The 16,151-nt window shown below is 69.2% G+C and carries 16 protein-coding genes; 15 read left to right on the top strand and 1 reads right to left on the bottom strand.

Annotated features, from left to right (window positions below; translation table 11 throughout):
- Positions 1-5 precede the first annotated feature (5 nt).
- The 15 genes from BLT64_RS15875 (at position 6) to BLT64_RS15805 (ending at position 14,950) form a co-directional block, all read left to right on the top strand.
- A complete protein-coding gene (locus tag BLT64_RS15875; protein WP_011751289.1) occupies positions 6-893 on the top strand; it encodes a beta-keto acid cleavage family enzyme in 888 nt (295 codons plus the stop codon).
- A 59-nt stretch (positions 894-952) separates the two neighbouring features.
- Positions 953-2,512, top strand: coding sequence for an ABC transporter substrate-binding protein (locus BLT64_RS15870; RefSeq protein WP_011751290.1), 1,560 nt, complete (start codon positions 953-955; stop codon positions 2,510-2,512).
- Positions 2,509-3,963, top strand: a complete 1,455-nt coding sequence (locus tag BLT64_RS15865; RefSeq protein WP_011751291.1) for a carnitine 3-dehydrogenase — start codon at positions 2,509-2,511, stop codon at positions 3,961-3,963. Before BLT64_RS15870 ends, BLT64_RS15865 begins: the two co-directional genes overlap by 4 nt.
- Entirely contained in the window at positions 3,960-4,937 is a 978-nt protein-coding gene (locus BLT64_RS15860; RefSeq protein ID WP_011751292.1) for an ABC transporter permease, read from the top strand. Before BLT64_RS15865 ends, BLT64_RS15860 begins: the two co-directional genes overlap by 4 nt.
- Positions 4,938-4,941: 4 nt before the next feature.
- Complete coding sequence (locus tag BLT64_RS15855; RefSeq protein ID WP_011751293.1) at positions 4,942-5,760, top strand: ABC transporter permease; 819 nt, start codon at positions 4,942-4,944, stop codon at positions 5,758-5,760.
- A gap of 3 nt (positions 5,761-5,763) precedes the next feature.
- Positions 5,764-7,380, top strand: coding sequence for an ABC transporter ATP-binding protein (locus BLT64_RS15850; RefSeq protein ID WP_011751294.1), 1,617 nt, complete (start codon positions 5,764-5,766; stop codon positions 7,378-7,380).
- Entirely contained in the window at positions 7,377-8,255 is an 879-nt protein-coding gene (locus BLT64_RS15845; protein ID WP_011751295.1) for an alpha/beta hydrolase, read from the top strand. The genes BLT64_RS15850 and BLT64_RS15845 overlap by 4 nt, the downstream gene beginning before the upstream one ends.
- Before the next feature lie 75 nt (positions 8,256-8,330).
- Positions 8,331-9,344 (top strand): LacI family DNA-binding transcriptional regulator, encoded by a 1,014-nt coding sequence (locus BLT64_RS15840; protein WP_011751296.1) that lies wholly within the window; start codon positions 8,331-8,333, stop codon positions 9,342-9,344.
- 67 nt (positions 9,345-9,411) lie between these two features.
- Complete coding sequence (locus BLT64_RS15835) at positions 9,412-10,080, top strand: amino acid ABC transporter permease (protein WP_011751297.1); 669 nt, start codon at positions 9,412-9,414, stop codon at positions 10,078-10,080.
- 1 nt (position 10,081) lies between these two features.
- Positions 10,082-10,738, top strand: coding sequence for an amino acid ABC transporter permease (locus BLT64_RS15830; protein WP_011751298.1), 657 nt, complete (start codon positions 10,082-10,084; stop codon positions 10,736-10,738).
- Positions 10,739-10,774: 36 nt separating this feature from the next.
- Entirely contained in the window at positions 10,775-11,572 is a 798-nt protein-coding gene (locus BLT64_RS15825) for a transporter substrate-binding domain-containing protein (RefSeq protein ID WP_011751299.1), read from the top strand.
- A gap of 52 nt (positions 11,573-11,624) precedes the next feature.
- Complete coding sequence (locus BLT64_RS15820; RefSeq protein WP_011751300.1) at positions 11,625-12,359, top strand: amino acid ABC transporter ATP-binding protein; 735 nt, start codon at positions 11,625-11,627, stop codon at positions 12,357-12,359.
- A complete protein-coding gene (locus BLT64_RS15815) occupies positions 12,356-13,300 on the top strand; it encodes an NAD(P)-dependent oxidoreductase (protein ID WP_011751301.1) in 945 nt (314 codons plus the stop codon). The genes BLT64_RS15820 and BLT64_RS15815 overlap by 4 nt, the downstream gene beginning before the upstream one ends.
- Entirely contained in the window at positions 13,278-14,213 is a 936-nt protein-coding gene (locus tag BLT64_RS15810) for a sugar kinase (RefSeq protein ID WP_011751302.1), read from the top strand. The genes BLT64_RS15815 and BLT64_RS15810 overlap by 23 nt, the downstream gene beginning before the upstream one ends.
- On the top strand, positions 14,210-14,950 hold the full coding sequence (locus tag BLT64_RS15805; protein WP_011751303.1) for a fumarylacetoacetate hydrolase family protein: 741 nt from the start codon (positions 14,210-14,212) through the stop codon (positions 14,948-14,950). Before BLT64_RS15810 ends, BLT64_RS15805 begins: the two co-directional genes overlap by 4 nt.
- Before the next feature lies 1 nt (position 14,951).
- On the opposite strand, the gene BLT64_RS15800 is transcribed toward BLT64_RS15805, so the two are convergent.
- Positions 14,952-16,067 carry a 3-hydroxyacyl-CoA dehydrogenase gene (locus BLT64_RS15800; RefSeq protein WP_011751304.1) on the bottom strand — a complete coding sequence of 372 codons (1,116 nt, stop codon included), beginning with the start codon at positions 16,065-16,067 and terminating at the stop codon, positions 14,952-14,954.
- Between the last annotated feature and the right edge of the window lie 84 nt (positions 16,068-16,151).

Below are 16,151 nucleotides of genomic sequence, written 5' to 3'. Positions count from 1 at the left end.
CATGAATGAACCGTGACGTCTTCATCACCTGCGCGGTGACCGGATCGGGACAAAGCCACAAGAAATCCGACCTGGTGCCGGTCACGCCCAAGCAGATCGCCGAGGCCTGCATCGAGGCGGCGAATGCGGGCGCGGCCATCGCCCATGTGCATGTGCGCGACCCCCAGACCGGCGCGCCTTCACGCGATCCGGCGCTGTATCGCGAGGTGGTCGAGCGGGTGCGCTCGTCCGGCACCGACGTGGTGCTGAACCTGACGGCGGGCATGGGCGGCGACATCGTGCTGGGCTCGGCCGAGGCGCCGTTGCCGCTGTCGCCGCAATCCGACCTGATCGGCGCCAGCGAGCGGTTGGTCCATGTCGAGGAATTGCTGCCCGAGATCTGCACCCTTGATTGCGGGACGATGAATTTCGCCGAGGCCGATTACGTCATGACCAACACGCCCGGCACCCTGCGCGCCATGGCCGCGCGCATCCAGGCGGCGGGGGTCAGGCCCGAGATCGAGGTCTTCGACACCGGCCATCTGTGGCTGGCCAAGACGCTGGTGGACGAGGGGTTGATCGACGACCCGGTGATGATCCAGCTGTGCATGGGCATCCCCTATGGCGCGCCGGCCGATCCGAACAGCCTGATGGCGATGGTGAACAACATCCCGCCGGGCTGGGTCTATTCCATGTTCTCGATCGGGCGGATGCAGCTTCCCTATGTGGCGCAGGCGGCGCTGGCGGGCGGCAATGTGCGCGTCGGGCTGGAGGACAACATCTGGCTGGACAAGGGCGTGCTGGCCCGCAACGGCGATCTGGTCGAACGGGCGGCGACGATCCTGAATGCCATGGGCTGCCGCATCCTCGGCCCGCAGGAGGTGCGCGACAAGCTGAAGCTGACCCGGCGCTGAGCCGCAGGCCGAACCGATCCATAAACAGAACCAATCCAAAAACAGACAGGGGGTCCATCATGAGTTTCAATCCGACGGGGCAGGGGCTGACCAGGCGGGGCTTGCTGGCCGGCGCGGCAGGCATGGCGGCGGCGGGGCTGATCCTGCCGCGCGGCGCGCGCGCGCAGGAGGCGCGGCGCGGCGGCAGGCTGCGCATCGGCCATCTGGGCGGCGCGACCTCGGACACGCTGGACCCGGCGACCTATGCCGCGGGGCCGGTGGTGACGGCGATGCTGGCGGTCTGCAACAACCTGGTCGAGATCGACGCCAAGGGCCAGGCCGTGCCCGAACTGGCCGAGTTCGAGCCCGATGCCGAGGCCCGCGTCTGGACCTTCCGCCTGAAGGACGGCGTCACCTTCTCGGACGGGCGCAAGCTCACGGCCAGGGACGTGATCGCGTCCTTCGACCATCATCGCGGCGCCGATACCAAGTCCGGCGCCAAGGGCTCGCTTGAGCAGGTCAAGGAAATCCGCGCCGATGGCGACAATGTCGTGGTCTTCGAACTGACCTCGGGCAATGCCGATTTCGCCTATCTGACCTCGGACTATCACTTCGTCATCATGCCGGCGAACGAGGACGGCACGCTGGACTGGCAGTCGGGTCTGGGCACCGGCGGCTATGTGCTGGAGAACTTCGAGCCGGGCGTGCGCATCACGCTCAAGCGCCGCGACGACTACTGGAAGCCCGACCGCGCCTGGTTCGACGAGGCGGTGCTGCTGACCATCAACGATGCCACCGCCCGGCAGAATGCGCTGATGACCGGCGAGGTCGATGTCATCAACTCGCCCGACCTGGCTACCCTGCACCTGTTGCAGCGCCGGCCGGGCCTGCAACTGGTCGAGGTGACGGGGACCGCGCATTACACCATGCCGATGTTCTGCGACCAGGCGCCCTTTACCGATCCGAACCTGCGGTTGGCGCTGAAATACGCCATCGACCGGCAGGAGGTGCTGGACAAGGTGCTGCGCGGCCATGGCCAGATCGCCAATGACAGTCCCATCGCGCCGGCGAACCGCTTCTTTGCCGCCGACCTGCCGCAGCGGGCCTATGACCCGGACAAGGCGAAGCATTACCTGAAACAGGCCGGCATGGAGGGGCTGAAGGTCGAGATTTCCGCCTCGGACGCGGCGTCGGTCGGGGCGCTGGACATGGTGCAGCTGTTCCAGCAATCGGCCAAGGCCGCTGGAATCGACCTGACCGTCAAGCGCGAGCCGGACGACGGCTATTGGTCGAATGTCTGGCTGAAGAAGCCCTTTTGCGTCAGCTACTGGAACGGCCGCCCGACCGAGGACGACATGTTCAGCCTGGTCTATGCCCGGGGCGCCGAGTGGAACGAAAGCCACTGGGACAACGAGCGATTCAACGAACTGCTGCTGAAGGCGCGGGCCGAGCTGGACGAAGGCCTGCGCGCCGAGATGTATCGCGAGATGCAGGGGCTGGTTTCCGAGGACGGCGGCACCATCATCCCGATTTTCGTGAACTATATCGACGTGGCCAATGACAAGGTGGCGCATGGCGAGGTGGCGTCGAACCGCTTCCTCGACGGCTGGAAGATCGTGGAACGGTGGTGGCAGGCATGAAGATCGCGGCAATCGGCGGCGGGGTCATCGGCGGCGGCTGGATCGCCCGCTTCATCCTCTCGGGGCATGACGTGGCGGTCCACGATCCCCACCCCGAGGCGCAGCGCATCGTCGGCGAGGTGCTGGCGAACGCGACCCGCGCCTGGGAAAAGCTGTTCCAGGCGCCGCTGCCCCGGCCGGGGCGCATCCTCTGGGCCGGATCGGTGGCCGAGGCGGTCGCGGGTGCCGATTATATCCAGGAAAGCGTGCCCGAGCGGCTGGACCTGAAGCACCGCATCATCGCCGAGATCGAGGCCGCCGCGCCCGAGACGGCGCTGATCGGTTCCTCGACCTCGGGCTTCAAGCCGTCCGAATTGCGGCAGGGGGCGCGGCATCCCGGCCGCATCCTCGTCGCCCATCCGTTCAACCCGGTCTATCTCTTGCCGGTGGTCGAGGTCGTGGGCGGCGGCGAAGCGGCCGGGCGCGCCTGCGAGATCCTGACCGAAATCGGCATGAAGCCGGTGCGGATCGCACGCGAGATCGACGCCCATATCGGCGACCGCCTGCTGGAAGCCGTCTGGCGCGAGGCGCTGTGGCTGGTGCATGACGGCATCGCCACCACCGAAGAGATCGACGACATCATCCGCTTCGGCTTCGGCCTGCGCTGGGCGCAGATGGGCCTGTTCGAGACCTATCGCATCGCCGGCGGCGAGGCCGGGATGCGGCATTTCCTGGGCCAGTTCGGCCCGGCGCTGAAATGGCCCTGGACCAAGCTGATGGATGTGCCCGACCTTGACGATGCGCTGATCGACCGCATCGCCGGCCAGTCCGACGCGCAGTCGGGCCAGCACTCGATCCGCGAGCTGGAGCGGATCCGTGACGACAACCTGGTCGGCATCTTCCAGGCGCTCAAGGCGAACGATTGGGGCGTCGGCCAGACCGTGCGCGCGCAGGAGGACGGTTTCTATGCCCGCCAGCCCGCGCCGGCCAGCGGCTACCCGCTGCGCATCCATCAGGCCCGCGTCACCGGCGGCTGGGTCGATTACAACGGCCACATGACCGAATTCCGCTATCTCCAGGTGCTGGGGGATGCGACCGACGCCTTCCTGATCCATATCGGGCTGGATGCCGATTACCGGGCGCAGGGCCGCTCGGCCTATACGGTCGAGACCCATATCCGCCATCTGGCCGAGGTGAAGGCGGGCGAATTGCTGACGGTCGAGACCCGGCTGCTGGGCCATGATGCCAAACGCTTCCGCCTGCATCACGCCATCCTGCGCCAGGACGGGACCGAGGTCGCGACCGGCGAGCATATGCTTTTGCATGTCGATACCGGCGAGGGCCGCGCCATCCCGATGCCGCCGGCGCTGCTGGAGGCGCTGGACCGGGTGGCGGCGCAGGACCGCGCGCCGCATCCCGACCATGCCGGCGCCGGCATCCGCCCGATCCGCCAGAAGGAGGCCACCGCATGAGCGCCGCCGAGGCCCGGCGGCGGCCCATCCTGCGGATGATCGCGGGCCGGCTGGGCATCGGGGTATTCACGCTGTTCGTCATCTCGGTGCTGATCTTCCTGGCCGTCAGCCTGTTGCCCGGCGACATCGCCCAGCAGGTGCTGGGCCAGTCCGCCACGCCCGAGACCGTCGCGGCCTTCCGGCGCGAGCTTGGCCTCGACCAACCCCTGGCCTGGCGCTATCTCGACTGGGTCGGTGGCGTGCTTAGCGGCGATTTCGGCCGCTCGCTGGCCAACGGCCGGCCGGTGGCGGACCTGCTGGCCGCGCGGCTGGGCAACACCCTGTTCCTGGCCGCCTATGCCGCGGTGATCGCGGTGCCGCTGGCGGTGGGGCTGGGCCTGCTCGCCGCCCTGTGGCGCGGCAGCTGGTTCGACCGCATCGCCAATGTGGCGACGCTGTCGGCGATCTCGTTTCCCGAATTCTTCATCGCCTACATCCTGATGTTCTGGCTGTCGGTCAGGATGGGCTGGTTCCCCTCGATCGCCGATCCCGGCGCCTCGCCGCGTCTGGCCGAGATGCTGGGCCGCGCCTTCCTGCCCGCGATCACGCTGGTCCTGGTGGTGACCGCCCACATGATGCGGATGACGCGGGCGGCGGTCGTCAACGTGCTGGGCGCGCCCTATGTCACCATGGCGCGATTGAAGGGCGTGTCGCGCTGGCGCGTGGTCACCCGCCACGCCTTGCCGAATGCCCTGGCGCCCATCGTCAACGTGGTGGCGCTGAACGTGGCCTGGCTGATCACCGGCGTCGTCATCGTCGAGGTGGTCTTCGTCTATCCCGGCCTTGGCCAGTTGATGGTGGACAGCGTGACCAATCGCGACATTCCCGTGGTGCAGGCCTGCGCGCTGATCTTTGCCGCGGTCTATATCCTGCTGAACCTGCTGGCCGACGTTCTGGCGATCGCCACGAACCCGCGCCTGCTGCATCCGAGGTAAGGCCATGATACGGATGCTGAAAACCATGCCGCCGACCGCGATCCTGGGGGTGCTGGTCATCGCCGCCTATGCCGTGATCGCGCTGTTCGCGCCGCTGCTGGCCCCCCATGCCGAGGCGCAGATCGTCGGCGCCCAGTTCGAGCCGTGGAGCGCCGCCTATCCCCTTGGCACCGACACGCTGGGCCGGGACATGCTGTCGCGGCTGATCTGGGGTGCGCGCAACACCGTGGGCGTGGCGCTGGTGACCACGGCGCTGGCCTTCGGCATCGGCAGCGTGGCCGGCCTTCTGGCAGCCGCCCTGGGCGGCTGGGTCGATCTGGCGCTGTCGCGGCTGGTCGACGTGCTGATGGCGGTGCCGGCGCTGATCCTGACGCTGCTGGCCTTGTCGGCGCTGGGGCCGGGGGTGGCGAACCTGATCGTCGTGGTGGCGATCCTCGATTCCACGCGGGTCTTTCGCCTGGCCCGCGCCACGGCGATGAACGTCATGGTGATGGACTATGTCGAGGCGGCGCAGCTCCGCGGCGAGGGGACATGGTGGATCATCAGCCGCGAGGTGCTGCCGAACATCTCGGCGCCGCTGATCGCCGAGTTCGGGCTGCGTTTCTGCTTTGTGTTCCTGACCATCTCGGCGCTCAGCTTCCTGGGCCTCGGCCTGCCGCCGCCGATGGCGGACTGGGGCGCGATGGTGCGCGACAATGCGGCGCTGATCACCTTTGGCGACGTCACGCCGCTTCTGCCCGCCGCCTGCATCGCGGTGCTGACGGTCTCGGTCAATTTCGTGGTGGACTGGATGCTGCACCGCGCCTCGGGTCTGAAGGACTGAACCATGCTGCTGAACATCGAAAAGCTGAAGGTCGAGGCGCGGGGCGAGGAAGGCTGGACCCCGATCCTGCACGGCGCGGACCTGCAGGTGGCCAAGGGAGAGGTCGTCGGGCTGATCGGCGAATCCGGGGCCGGGAAGTCCACGCTGGGCCTTGCGGCGCTGGGTTTCGCGCAGGGCGGGCTGCGCTTTGCCGGTGGGCGGGTGATCTTCGACGGCACCGACCTGCTGCAATTGCCCGAGCGCCAGCGCCGCGCCTTTCGCGGCCGTCGCGTCGCCTATGTCGCGCAATCGGCGGCGGCAAGCTTCAACCCGGCATGGCGGCTTCTGGACCAGTTCTGCGAGGGGCCGGCGATCCACCACACGGCGGGCCGCGCCGAATCCGAGGATTTCGCGCGCCGGCTTTACGCCGCCATGCACCTGCCCGATCCGCAGAATTTCGGCCTGCGCTTTCCGCACCAGGTCTCGGGCGGGCAATTGCAGCGGGCGATGGTCGCGATGGCCATGGCCTGCAAGCCCGACCTGATCGTATTCGACGAGCCGACGACGGCGCTGGACGTGACCACGCAGATCGGCGTGCTGGCGGCGATCCGGCAGGCGGTCGAAACCACCGGCACGGCGGCGATCTACATCACCCACGACCTGGCCGTGGTCGCGCAGATGGCCGACCGCATCAAGGTCATGCGCCACGGCCGCGAGGTCGAGGATGCGCCGACCCGCCGGATGATCGAGGCGCCGGCGCAGGACTACACCCGCTCGCTCTGGGCGGTGCGCGAGTTCCGCCGGCCGCCGCGCACCCTGCCGCAGGCCAGCGCGCCGACGATCGGCATCCGCGAGGTGACGGCGGGCTATTCCTCGCTGGACGTGCTCAGCGAGGTCAGCTTCGACATCCCGCGCGGCGCGACCGTGGCGGTGGTGGGCGAATCCGGTTCGGGCAAATCCACCGCGGCGCGGGCGATCACCGGGCTTCTGCCGCCGCGCGCGGGCAGCATCGCGCTGAACGGCACGCCCCTGCCGCCGCGCCTGGCGCAGCGCACGCTGGAACAGAAGCGGGCGGTGCAGATGATCTACCAGATGGCCGACACGGCGCTGAACCCGCGCCAGACCATCCGGCAGATCCTGTCGCGGCCGCTGCAATTCTACCTGGGCCTGACCGGCCGCGCACGCGAGACGCGGCTGCATGAACTGATGGAACAGATCGAGCTGGAACCGGCGCGCTTTCTCGACCGCCTGCCGGCCGAGCTTTCGGGCGGGCAGAAGCAGCGCATCGGCATTGCCCGCGCGCTGGCCGCCGACCCCGAATTCATCATCTGCGACGAGGTGACCAGCGCGCTGGACCAGCTGGTGGCCGAGGGTATCCTGCGGCTGCTCAGCAAGGTGCAGGACGAAACCGGCGTCAGCTACATGTTCATCACCCATGACATCGCCACCGTCCGCGCCATCGCCGACGAGGTGGTGGTGATGAAGGGCGGGCGGGTCATGGACAAGGGCCTGAGGTCCGAGGTGCTGGACCCGCCGCGCCATGCCTATACGCGTGAATTGCTGGCCTCGGTGCCGCAGATGGACCCGGACTGGCTGACGCGCCGGATTGCCGAGGGTCGCATCGCCGAGGGCGCGGCATGATCACGGACCCGCAGGTGCTGGACTTCATCGCCCGGACCGAGGCCGCCTATCCGCCCGAGGCGAACGGCGCCAGCGCCGCCGACAACCGGCGCTTCTACGATGCGATGTGCGCCGTCTTTCGCGCCCCGCGCCCGCCCGGCCTGCCGGTCCAGGATCGCCGGATCGGCGGCGTGCCCTGCCGCATCTACGGTGCGGATATCCCGGTGGCGGTCGTCTATGTGCATGGCGGCGGTTTCGTGGTCGGCGGGCTCGACAGCCATGACGATGTCTGCGCCGAGATCGCCGACGCCACCGGCTTGCAGGTCGTCGCGGTCGATTATCGGCTGGCGCCCGAGCATCGCTGGCCGGCGCAGATTGCGGATGTGCAGGCGGTCTGGGATGCGCTGGACCGCCCCGCCGTGATCGCGGGCGACAGCGCGGGCGGGCTGCTGGCCGCCGCGCTTTGCCTGTCGCGGCGCGGCGCGCGGCAGCCGCTGGGGCAGGTGCTGGTCTATCCCGGCCTTGGCGGCGACGGCAGCGCGCCCTCGTATCGCGAGAATGCCGAGGCGCCCTTGCTGCGGACCGAGGATCTGGCCGGCTATCACGCCGCGCTGCATGGCGAAGGCCCCGTCGATCCGCTGGCGCATCCCTTGCAGGCTGACAGCCTTGCCGGGCTGGCGCCGGCATTCGTCGTCACCGCCGATGTCGATCCGCTGCGCGACGACGGGCGCGACTATGTGCGGCGGCTGCGGGCCGAGGGCGTCGCGGCGCATTGGCGCAACGAACCGGAGCTGCCTCACGGCTATCTGCGCGCCCGCCGCCACAGCGACCGCGCACGGCGCAGTTTCCAGGCGATCCTGGCAGCGATCCAGCGGTTCGCCGGCCCGCCGCGTTGAAGGGCGATCCGCTGCGGGCTTGACATCCCGCCTCCCGGCACGAATCCCATGAGAGAGCCATGAAGGGGGATCGCCATGCAGCGCAAACGGGTCACGCTGGACGAGGTCGCACGGATCGCCGGCGTGTCGCGCGCCACCGTGTCGCTGGTCGTGCGCAAATCGCCCCTGGTCGCCGATCACACCCGCGAAAAGGTCGAGCAGGTGATGGCCGACCTGGACTATGTCCGCGACATCGGCGCCGCGCGGCTGCGCAACAACAGCAGCCGCACCGTGGGGGTGATCGTGCCGAATCTGGTGAACTCGTTCTTCACCGAGTTCCTGGCCGGCGTCGAGCGGGTGATGGGCGAGGACGACCGGGTCGTGCTGCTGGCCAACAGCCAGGACGACCCACGGCGGCAGGAGGAGATCCTGCAACGCTTTCGCGGCCATGGCGTCGATGGCGTGATCCTGTGCCCGGCGGCGGGAACAGACCCGGACCTGCCCGCGCGCATGCGCCGCTGGGGCCTGCCGGTCGTGCAATCGCTGCGCGAGATCGGCCGCGACGCCACCGATTATGCCGGCGCGGATTATATCGAGGGCGTGCGGCTGGCCGTGCAGCATCTGGTCGGCCTCGGTCGCCGCCGCATCGCCTTCCTGTCGGTCAGCGCCCGCACCTCGGCGCGCGAAGAGCGGCTGGCCGGCTTTGCCCGCGCCCTGGCCGAGACCGGCGCCACGGATGCCGGCATCGTCGAGGCCGACCTGACCTGGGAAGGCGCGGCGCATTCGGCGGCCGAGGTGCTGGCGCTGCGAAGCCGGCCCGAGGCGGTGCTGTGCTTCAACGACGTGCTTGCCGCCGGGTTGATGCTGGGCTTGCGCCGCGCGGGGCTGGAACCGGGGCGCGACATGGGGGTGGTCGGCCTGGACGACCTGCCGCTGGCCGAGCTGACCTATCCGCCGCTGACCAGCGTCGCCATGGACCCGGCGGGGATCGGCGTTGCCGCCGCGCGCCTGCTGGCCCGGCGGCTGGCCGATGCCGGGGCGCCGGTCGAGCGCTCGATCCTGGCGCCGCGCCTGGTGGTCCGGGAGAGCAGCGGCTCGGATGCGGGTTGACTTTTGCATTTGCTGGATTTAGATCGTTCTAAATCACAGGAATCGACACATCCGCAGGGGAGGGCAGATGTATCAGTTCAACTTCCAGCCAGTTTTCGGCAACCTCGACCTGCTGCTTTACGGCGCCTGGCTGACGGTGCGGCTGTCGCTGATGGCCATGGTGCTGGGGCTGATCGTCTCGGTCCTGGGCGCGGTCGCCAAGACCTCGGGCATCCGGCCGCTGCGCTGGCTGACCGATGTCTATGTCGAGGTGATCCGCAACACGCCGTTCCTGGTGCAGATCTTCTTCATCTTCTTCGGCCTGCCCGCCGCCGGCATCAGCATGTCGCCGAACACCGCCGCGCTGGTCGCGCTGGTGGTCAATGTCGGCGCCTATGGCACCGAAATCATCCGCACCGGCATCGAATCGATCCCCCGCGGCCAGATCGAGGCGGGACGGGCGCTTGGCCTCAGCCCCGTGCAGATCTTTCGCCATGTCGTGATGATCCCGGCGCTGCGCAACATCTATCCCTCGCTGACCAGCCAGTTCATCTATCTGATGCTGACCTCCAGCGTGGTCTCGATCATCTCGGCCAACGACCTTGCCTCGGCGGGGGCGGACCTGAACGCCCGCACCTTTGCCAGCTTCGAGATCTATCTGGTGCTGACCATCCTGTATTTCCTGCTGGCGCTGGGCTTCTCGACCATGTTCGGCGCCATCCGCCGCGTCTTCTTCACCTATCCCGCGAGCCGCTGAGATGATCCGCGAATTTTCCTCTGCCGACCTGATGTTCATCGTCTCGGCCGTCCGCTGGACGCTGATCCTGTCCGCCATCGCCTTTCTGGGCGGCGCCCTGGGCGGGCTGGCGGTCGCCCTGGCGCGGACCGCGCAGGGCAGGCTGCGTCGCCGCATCGCCGCCGGTTTCATCCAGGTCTTTCAGGGTACGCCGCTGCTGATGCAGCTGTTCCTGGTCTATTTCGGCCTGGCCGTCGTCGGCCTGCCCATCGACCCGCTGCTGGCCGCGGCCGTGGCGCTGACGCTGCATGCCAGCGCCTATCTGGGCGAGATCTGGCGCGGCGCGATCGAGGCGGTGCCGCCGGGCCAGACCGAGGCGGCCACGGCGCTGTCGCTGTCCTACAAGGACCGGATGCGCCATGTCGTCCTGCCGCAGGCGATGCGGCTGGCGACCGCGCCGACCGTGGGCTTCCTGGTGCAGCTGATCAAGGGCACCTCGCTGGCCTCGATCATCGGCTTCACCGAACTGACCCGTGCCGGTCAGATCATCAACAACGCGACCTTCAAGCCGTTCCTGGTCTTCGGCACGGTGGCCGCGCTCTATTTCGTCCTGTGCTGGCCCCTGTCGCTTCTGGCCCGGCGCATGGAGGCGCGCATGCGGCTGGCGGTCACCCGCTAAAGCCCCGCAGGCAATGAGTTCACGGAGGAGGAAACCATGAAACTGAACCGTCGCATCTTTACCGCCCTGGCCGCCGGCGTGCTGGCCATGGGGCTTGTCCCGCCCGCAAGCGCCGCCGATCTGGACGCGATCAAGAATGCCGGCACCCTCAGGGTGGGCATGCTGGTCGATTTCCCGCCCTTCGGCATCCAGGACGCCTCGGGCAAGGCCGACGGCTATGATGCCGACGTGGCCAATGCGCTTGGCGAGTTCCTGGGCGTGCAGGCGCAGATCGTGCCGGTCACCGGGCCGAACCGCATCCCCTATCTGCTTTCGGGCCAGGTCGATGTGCTGGTCGCTTCGCTGGGCATCACCGAGGAGCGGGCGGAGAAGGTCGATTTCTCCAAGCCCTATGCCGGGATCAGCATCGCCGTCTATGGCGACGGCGGGCTGGAGGTGACGGATGCCGAGGGGCTGGCGGGCCAGTCCCTTGCCGTCGCCCGCGCCTCGACCCAGGACACCGGCGTCACCGCCGTCGCGCCGCAGGGCACCGACATCCGCCGTTTCGACGACGACGCCAGCGCGGTGCAGGCGTTGATGTCGGGGCAGGTCAGGCTGATCGGGCTGTCGAACGTGGTGTTCTCGCAGGTCTCGACCGTGGCGGGCGACCGTTTCGACAAGAAGTTCGACCTGTCGAGCCAGGTGCAGGGCATCGCCGTCGCGCCGGGGTCGGATGCGCTGCTGGAACAGGTCAACGCCTTCGTCGACCAGGCGAAATCCGACGGCACGCTGGACCAGATCCATCAGAAATGGCTGGGCGAGCCACTGCCCGATTTCGTCAAGAACGCCCAGTGACGCGCGCCGCGCGGCCGTGTCCCGGCCGCGTGCCATCCCAGGGGAAACCGACATGACCGAACATGCCATCATCATGCGTGCCGTGAACAAGTATTACGGCGCCTATCATGCGCTGGTCGATATCGACCTGACCGTGACGCGGGGCGAGCGCATCGTCATCTGCGGGCCCTCGGGCTCGGGCAAGTCGACGCTGATCCGCACCATCAACCAGCTGGAGCCCATCGAATCCGGCACCATCATCGTCGATGGGGTGGAACTGACCGCCGGCGGCGACAATGTCGCCAAGGTGCGGCAGGATGTCGGCATGGTCTTCCAGTCCTTCAACCTGTTCCCGCACATGACCGTGCTGGAGAACTGCATCCTCGCGCCGATGAAGACCCGCAAGACCCCGCGCGCCGAGGCCGAGGCGACGGCCCGCAAATACCTGGAGCGGGTGCGCATTCCCGAACAGGCCGACAAATATCCGGCCCAGCTTTCCGGCGGCCAGCAGCAGCGCGTCGCCATCGCCCGCGCGCTGTGCATGAAGCCGCGCATCATGCTGTTCGACGAGCCGACCTCGGCGCTGGACCCGGAAATGGTCAAGGAGGTGCTGGACACCATGATCGACCTCGCGCGCGAGGGGATGACCATGCTTTGCGTCACGCATGAGATGGATTTCGCCCGTGCCGTCGCCGACCGGGTGATCTTCATGGACAAGGGCGTGATCGTCGAGGAGAACGCGCCGGACGAGTTCTTCGGCAATCCCAGGAACGAGCGGCTGCAGAACTTCCTGGGCCAGATCGCATGACCCGCCCGCGTATCCTGGCCCTGGCCGAGCTGAAGCCGCAGGACATGGCCGACCGGCTTGCCGCCGACTATCGGGTGATCCGCGACATCGGCGATGCGGCGGATGTCGAGGCGGTGCTGACCGCCGGCAATATCGGGCTGTCGGGTGCGCAGATGGCGCGGCTGCCGGCGCTGCGGCTGATCGCGGTGAACGGCGTCGGCGTCGATGCCGTCGATCTGGCCGAGGCGCGGCGTCGCGGCATCGCCGTCACCACCACCCCCGACGTGCTGTCCCTGGCGGTGGCCGAGATGGCGCTTGGCCTGGCCCTGGCGGCGGGGCGCCGCATCGCCGAGGGCGACCGTTTCGTGCGCGCGGGACAGTGGTCCTCGGGCGGCAAGCTGGGCCTTGGCCTCTCGCTGCTGGAGCGGCGGGCCGGCATCCTGGGCTATGGCCGTATCGGGCGCCGGCTGGCCGACCTGCTGCGCGGCATGGGGATGGAAGTGCTCTACACCGCCCGGCATGAAAAGCCGGACACCCCGGACGGTTTCCGACCCGACGCGCTGGCCCTGGCGCGGGATTGCGCGCTGCTTTTCGTCACCGCGGCGGGGGGCGAGGATACGCGCGGTCTGGTCGATGCCGATGTGCTGGCGGCGCTCGGCTCCGCTGGCATTCTGGTCAATGTCGCGCGCGGCCCGGTGGTCGATGCCGGGGCGCTGGCCGCGGCGCTCGATGCGGGCGCCATCGCCGGGGCCGGGCTCGACGTGTTCGACGACGAGCCGAACGTGCCGCAGGCGCTGCTGGATGCCCCGAATTGCGTGCTGACCCCGCATATCGGCTCGGCCACGGCCGAGGCGCGGCGCGCGATGGCGCAGCTGGTGCTGGACAATATCGCCGCCTATTTCGCCGGCCGGCCGCTGCCCACCCCTTACGAGGCCTGGCATGCGCTACCTTTGCATCGGTGAGCCGCTGGTCGAGTTCACCGCGCGCCGCGATGCGCCTTCGACCTTCGACCGGCGCGCGGGCGGCGACACGCTGAACAGTGCCATCTATCTGGCGCGGCTCATGCCGGCCGGCTCGGTCGGCTATCTGTCGCAACTCGGCGACGACGCGATGAGCCGCTGGTTGCGCGGCGTCATGGCCGAGGAGGGCGTGGCCGATCTTTGCGCCACCGAACCGGGCGGCCGCCCCGGGCTCAGCTTCATCTCGACCGACATGCGGGGCGAGCGCAGCTTTCTTTACTGGCGCGAACAGGCGCCGGCGCGGCGCATGTTCCAGAATGGCGACGAGGCGCTGCATGCCGTGGCCGAGGCCGGGACGGTGCTGTTGTCCGGCGTCACGCTGGCGATCCTGCTGCCAGAAAGCCGCGAACGGCTGTTCGCGGCGCTGGAACGGCGGTTGGCGGCGGGGGGCCGGATCGTGCTGGACACGAATTACCGCCCCGCCCTTTGGCCCGATGCCGCTGTTGCGCGCCAGGTGATCGCCCGCGCGGCGGCGCTGGCGACACTGATCCTGCCCTCGCTGGACGATCTGGCCGGCTGCTTTGGGGTCGCGGACCCGGCCGGGGCGATGGCGCTGCTGGCCGGGCTGGGCGGAGCCGAGATCGTGCTGACCACCGGAGGGGACGAGGTGCTGCACCGCGCGCCCGGCCGCACCCGGATCGAGACCCATCCGCTGCCGCCGAAGATCGCCGCGCTCGATACCACCGGCGCCGGCGACAGCTTCAATGCCGGCTGGCTGGTCGCGTCCGAGGCAGGGTTGTCGCCGGTCGAGGCCGTGGCCCTTGCTGCCCGCCTGGCCTCGGTCGTCGTGGCCCATCCCGGCGCGGTCATCCCGCGCAGCGCCATGCCCGACCTGGGCCTGAAGGTGGCGACGTGAGCGCCGCATTCGATCCCGAGGCCGCCGCCCGCGCCCTGCTGGCGGTCCATCGGGGCGCGCCGCGCCTGCCCGGCCTGACCCCGCCGCCGCCCGATCCCGACGCGGCCTATGCGGTGCAAGGGGCGGTGATCCGGGCGCTTGGCGGCGGTGCCTGGAAAATGGCGCTGCTGGCCGGCCGGGACCGCCATGCCGGCGCTCTGCCGGGGCAGGGGGTCGTCCGCTCGGGCGCCCTTTTGCGGCCCTTGCCGGCCGATGCCTGTATCGAGGTCGAGACCGCCCTGATCCTTGGCGCGGACCTGCCCGCCGGTGCGACAGCCGCCGCTGCGACGGATGCCATTGCCGAGGTGCGGCTGGCTTTTGAATTGGTCGCCCCGCGCCTTGCCGACCGCAGGATGGCGAGCCCGCTGGAACTGATGGCCGACGGCTTCGGCTCGGCCGGGATCGTGCTGGGCGATGTGTTGCCCGGCTGGCGCGACGGCATGACCGGCCGGCTGGGGATCGAACTTCGGCTGAACGACCAACCCGTCGCCGCCCCCGAGGCCGCGGCGAGTCTGGCCGAGGCGGTGGGTTTCCTGTCCTGGCTGGCCGGTCACGCGGCGGCGCAGGGCCTGCCGCTGCGCCGGGGCAATGTCGTCATCACCGGCGCCCGGATCGGCCCCTTGCCGCTGGATGGCGCCCGCAGCGCCCATGCCCGGGTCGGTCCTGCCGAGGTCTCGGCCCGTTTCGCGCAGCCGTGAATCAGCGCGTCAGCACCGGAGCGGGCTGGTAGCGTCCGTCCAAATGGGCCGGCGCGGCGGCGGCAAGGTGGTCCAGCCGGGCCAACACCCGCTCATGCCCCTGCGCGGCCAGCACCTCGAACGGGCCGCGCGGGAAGTTCAGGCCCAGTTTCAGCGCCGTGTCGATGCCTTGCTGCGTCGTGCCGCCTTCGGCCAGCAGCCAGCCGGCCTCGTTGACCAGCGCCGCCTCGATGCGCCGGGCGATGGCCTTGGCATCCTTGGGGGCGGGGCCGGGCTCGTCCGGGTAAAGGAAGCCCCGGCCGGTCTTGCGCCCCAGATCGCCCGAGGCGACCTGCCGCCGCAGCGCGTCGAAGACGTGATAGCGCGGATGGCCCTCCATGGCGGCGGCAAGGCTTTCTGTGGCCGCCAGGTTGATGTCGGCCCCCACCAGGTCGATCAGGCCAAAGGGGCCCAGGGGGTAGCCCGCCGCCTGCATCGCCGCGTCGATCTCGGCCGCGCTGCGGCCTTCCTCCAGCATCGCCAGCGCCTCGCCGTAAAACGGCCGGGCGCAGCGGTTGACGATGAAGCCGGGCCGGTCGGGGCATGGGATCACGGTCTTGCCGGCGGCCTCGGTCAGTCGGCGGGCGCGGTCCAGCGCTGCTGCGCCGGTCCCGGGATGGGCCACCAGCTCGACCAGTTTCATCACCGGCGCCGGGTTGAAGAAATGCAGGCCCAGCAGGCGCTCGGGGCGGGCCAGCCCCTCGGCCATGGCAGCCATCGACAGCGAGGACGTATTGCTCGCCAGCACCGCATCGGGCGCCACCACCGCCTCCAATGCGGCGAAAAGGCTCTGCTTGACCGGCATCCGCTCGACCACCGCCTCGATGGCCAGATCGGTGGCGCCCATGGCCTTGGGGCCGTCGACGACGGTGATGCGGGCCAGGATCGCGTCCAGATCGGCTTGCGCCAGCTTGCCGGCCCGGACCCGAGGCGCAAGGCCGGCGCGCAGCCGGCCCAGCGCAGTCTCGCGCGCCTCTGGCACGGCATCGGTCGCCAGAACGGCAAAACCCGCGGCGGCATAGGTCTGGGCGATGCCCAAGCCCATGGTGCCCAGGCCGATGACGGCAATGGTTGTCATGTCGCAAACTCCGCACTGCATCCCATGCGCATCATGCCACCGGCAAAAATCATTTCAAGCTTGAAATTTTAAACTTGAAACGAA

This window comes from Paracoccus denitrificans (genome assembly GCF_900100045.1).
Lineage (GTDB): Bacteria > Pseudomonadota > Alphaproteobacteria > Rhodobacterales > Rhodobacteraceae > Paracoccus > Paracoccus denitrificans.
This window is presented reverse-complemented; position numbering and strand designations above follow the sequence as displayed.

Coding starts and splice junctions, on each gene's coding strand:
- BLT64_RS15840 (WP_011751296.1), top strand. CDS start 8,331: ATGCAGCGCAAACGGGTCACGCTGGACGAGGTCGCACGGATCGCCGGC.
- BLT64_RS15875 (WP_011751289.1), top strand. CDS start 6: ATGAACCGTGACGTCTTCATCACCTGCGCGGTGACCGGATCGGGACAA.
- BLT64_RS15850 (WP_011751294.1), top strand. CDS start 5,764: ATGCTGCTGAACATCGAAAAGCTGAAGGTCGAGGCGCGGGGCGAGGAA.
- BLT64_RS15835 (WP_011751297.1), top strand. CDS start 9,412: ATGTATCAGTTCAACTTCCAGCCAGTTTTCGGCAACCTCGACCTGCTG.
- BLT64_RS15825 (WP_011751299.1), top strand. CDS start 10,775: ATGAAACTGAACCGTCGCATCTTTACCGCCCTGGCCGCCGGCGTGCTG.
- BLT64_RS15870 (WP_011751290.1), top strand. CDS start 953: ATGAGTTTCAATCCGACGGGGCAGGGGCTGACCAGGCGGGGCTTGCTG.
- BLT64_RS15845 (WP_011751295.1), top strand. CDS start 7,377: ATGATCACGGACCCGCAGGTGCTGGACTTCATCGCCCGGACCGAGGCC.
- BLT64_RS15810 (WP_011751302.1), top strand. CDS start 13,278: ATGCGCTACCTTTGCATCGGTGAGCCGCTGGTCGAGTTCACCGCGCGC.
- BLT64_RS15815 (WP_011751301.1), top strand. CDS start 12,356: ATGACCCGCCCGCGTATCCTGGCCCTGGCCGAGCTGAAGCCGCAGGAC.
- BLT64_RS15860 (WP_011751292.1), top strand. CDS start 3,960: ATGAGCGCCGCCGAGGCCCGGCGGCGGCCCATCCTGCGGATGATCGCG.
- BLT64_RS15800 (WP_011751304.1), bottom strand. CDS start 16,067: ATGACAACCATTGCCGTCATCGGCCTGGGCACCATGGGCTTGGGCATC.
- BLT64_RS15820 (WP_011751300.1), top strand. CDS start 11,625: ATGACCGAACATGCCATCATCATGCGTGCCGTGAACAAGTATTACGGC.
- BLT64_RS15865 (WP_011751291.1), top strand. CDS start 2,509: ATGAAGATCGCGGCAATCGGCGGCGGGGTCATCGGCGGCGGCTGGATC.
- BLT64_RS15830 (WP_011751298.1), top strand. CDS start 10,082: ATGATCCGCGAATTTTCCTCTGCCGACCTGATGTTCATCGTCTCGGCC.
- BLT64_RS15855 (WP_011751293.1), top strand. CDS start 4,942: ATGATACGGATGCTGAAAACCATGCCGCCGACCGCGATCCTGGGGGTG.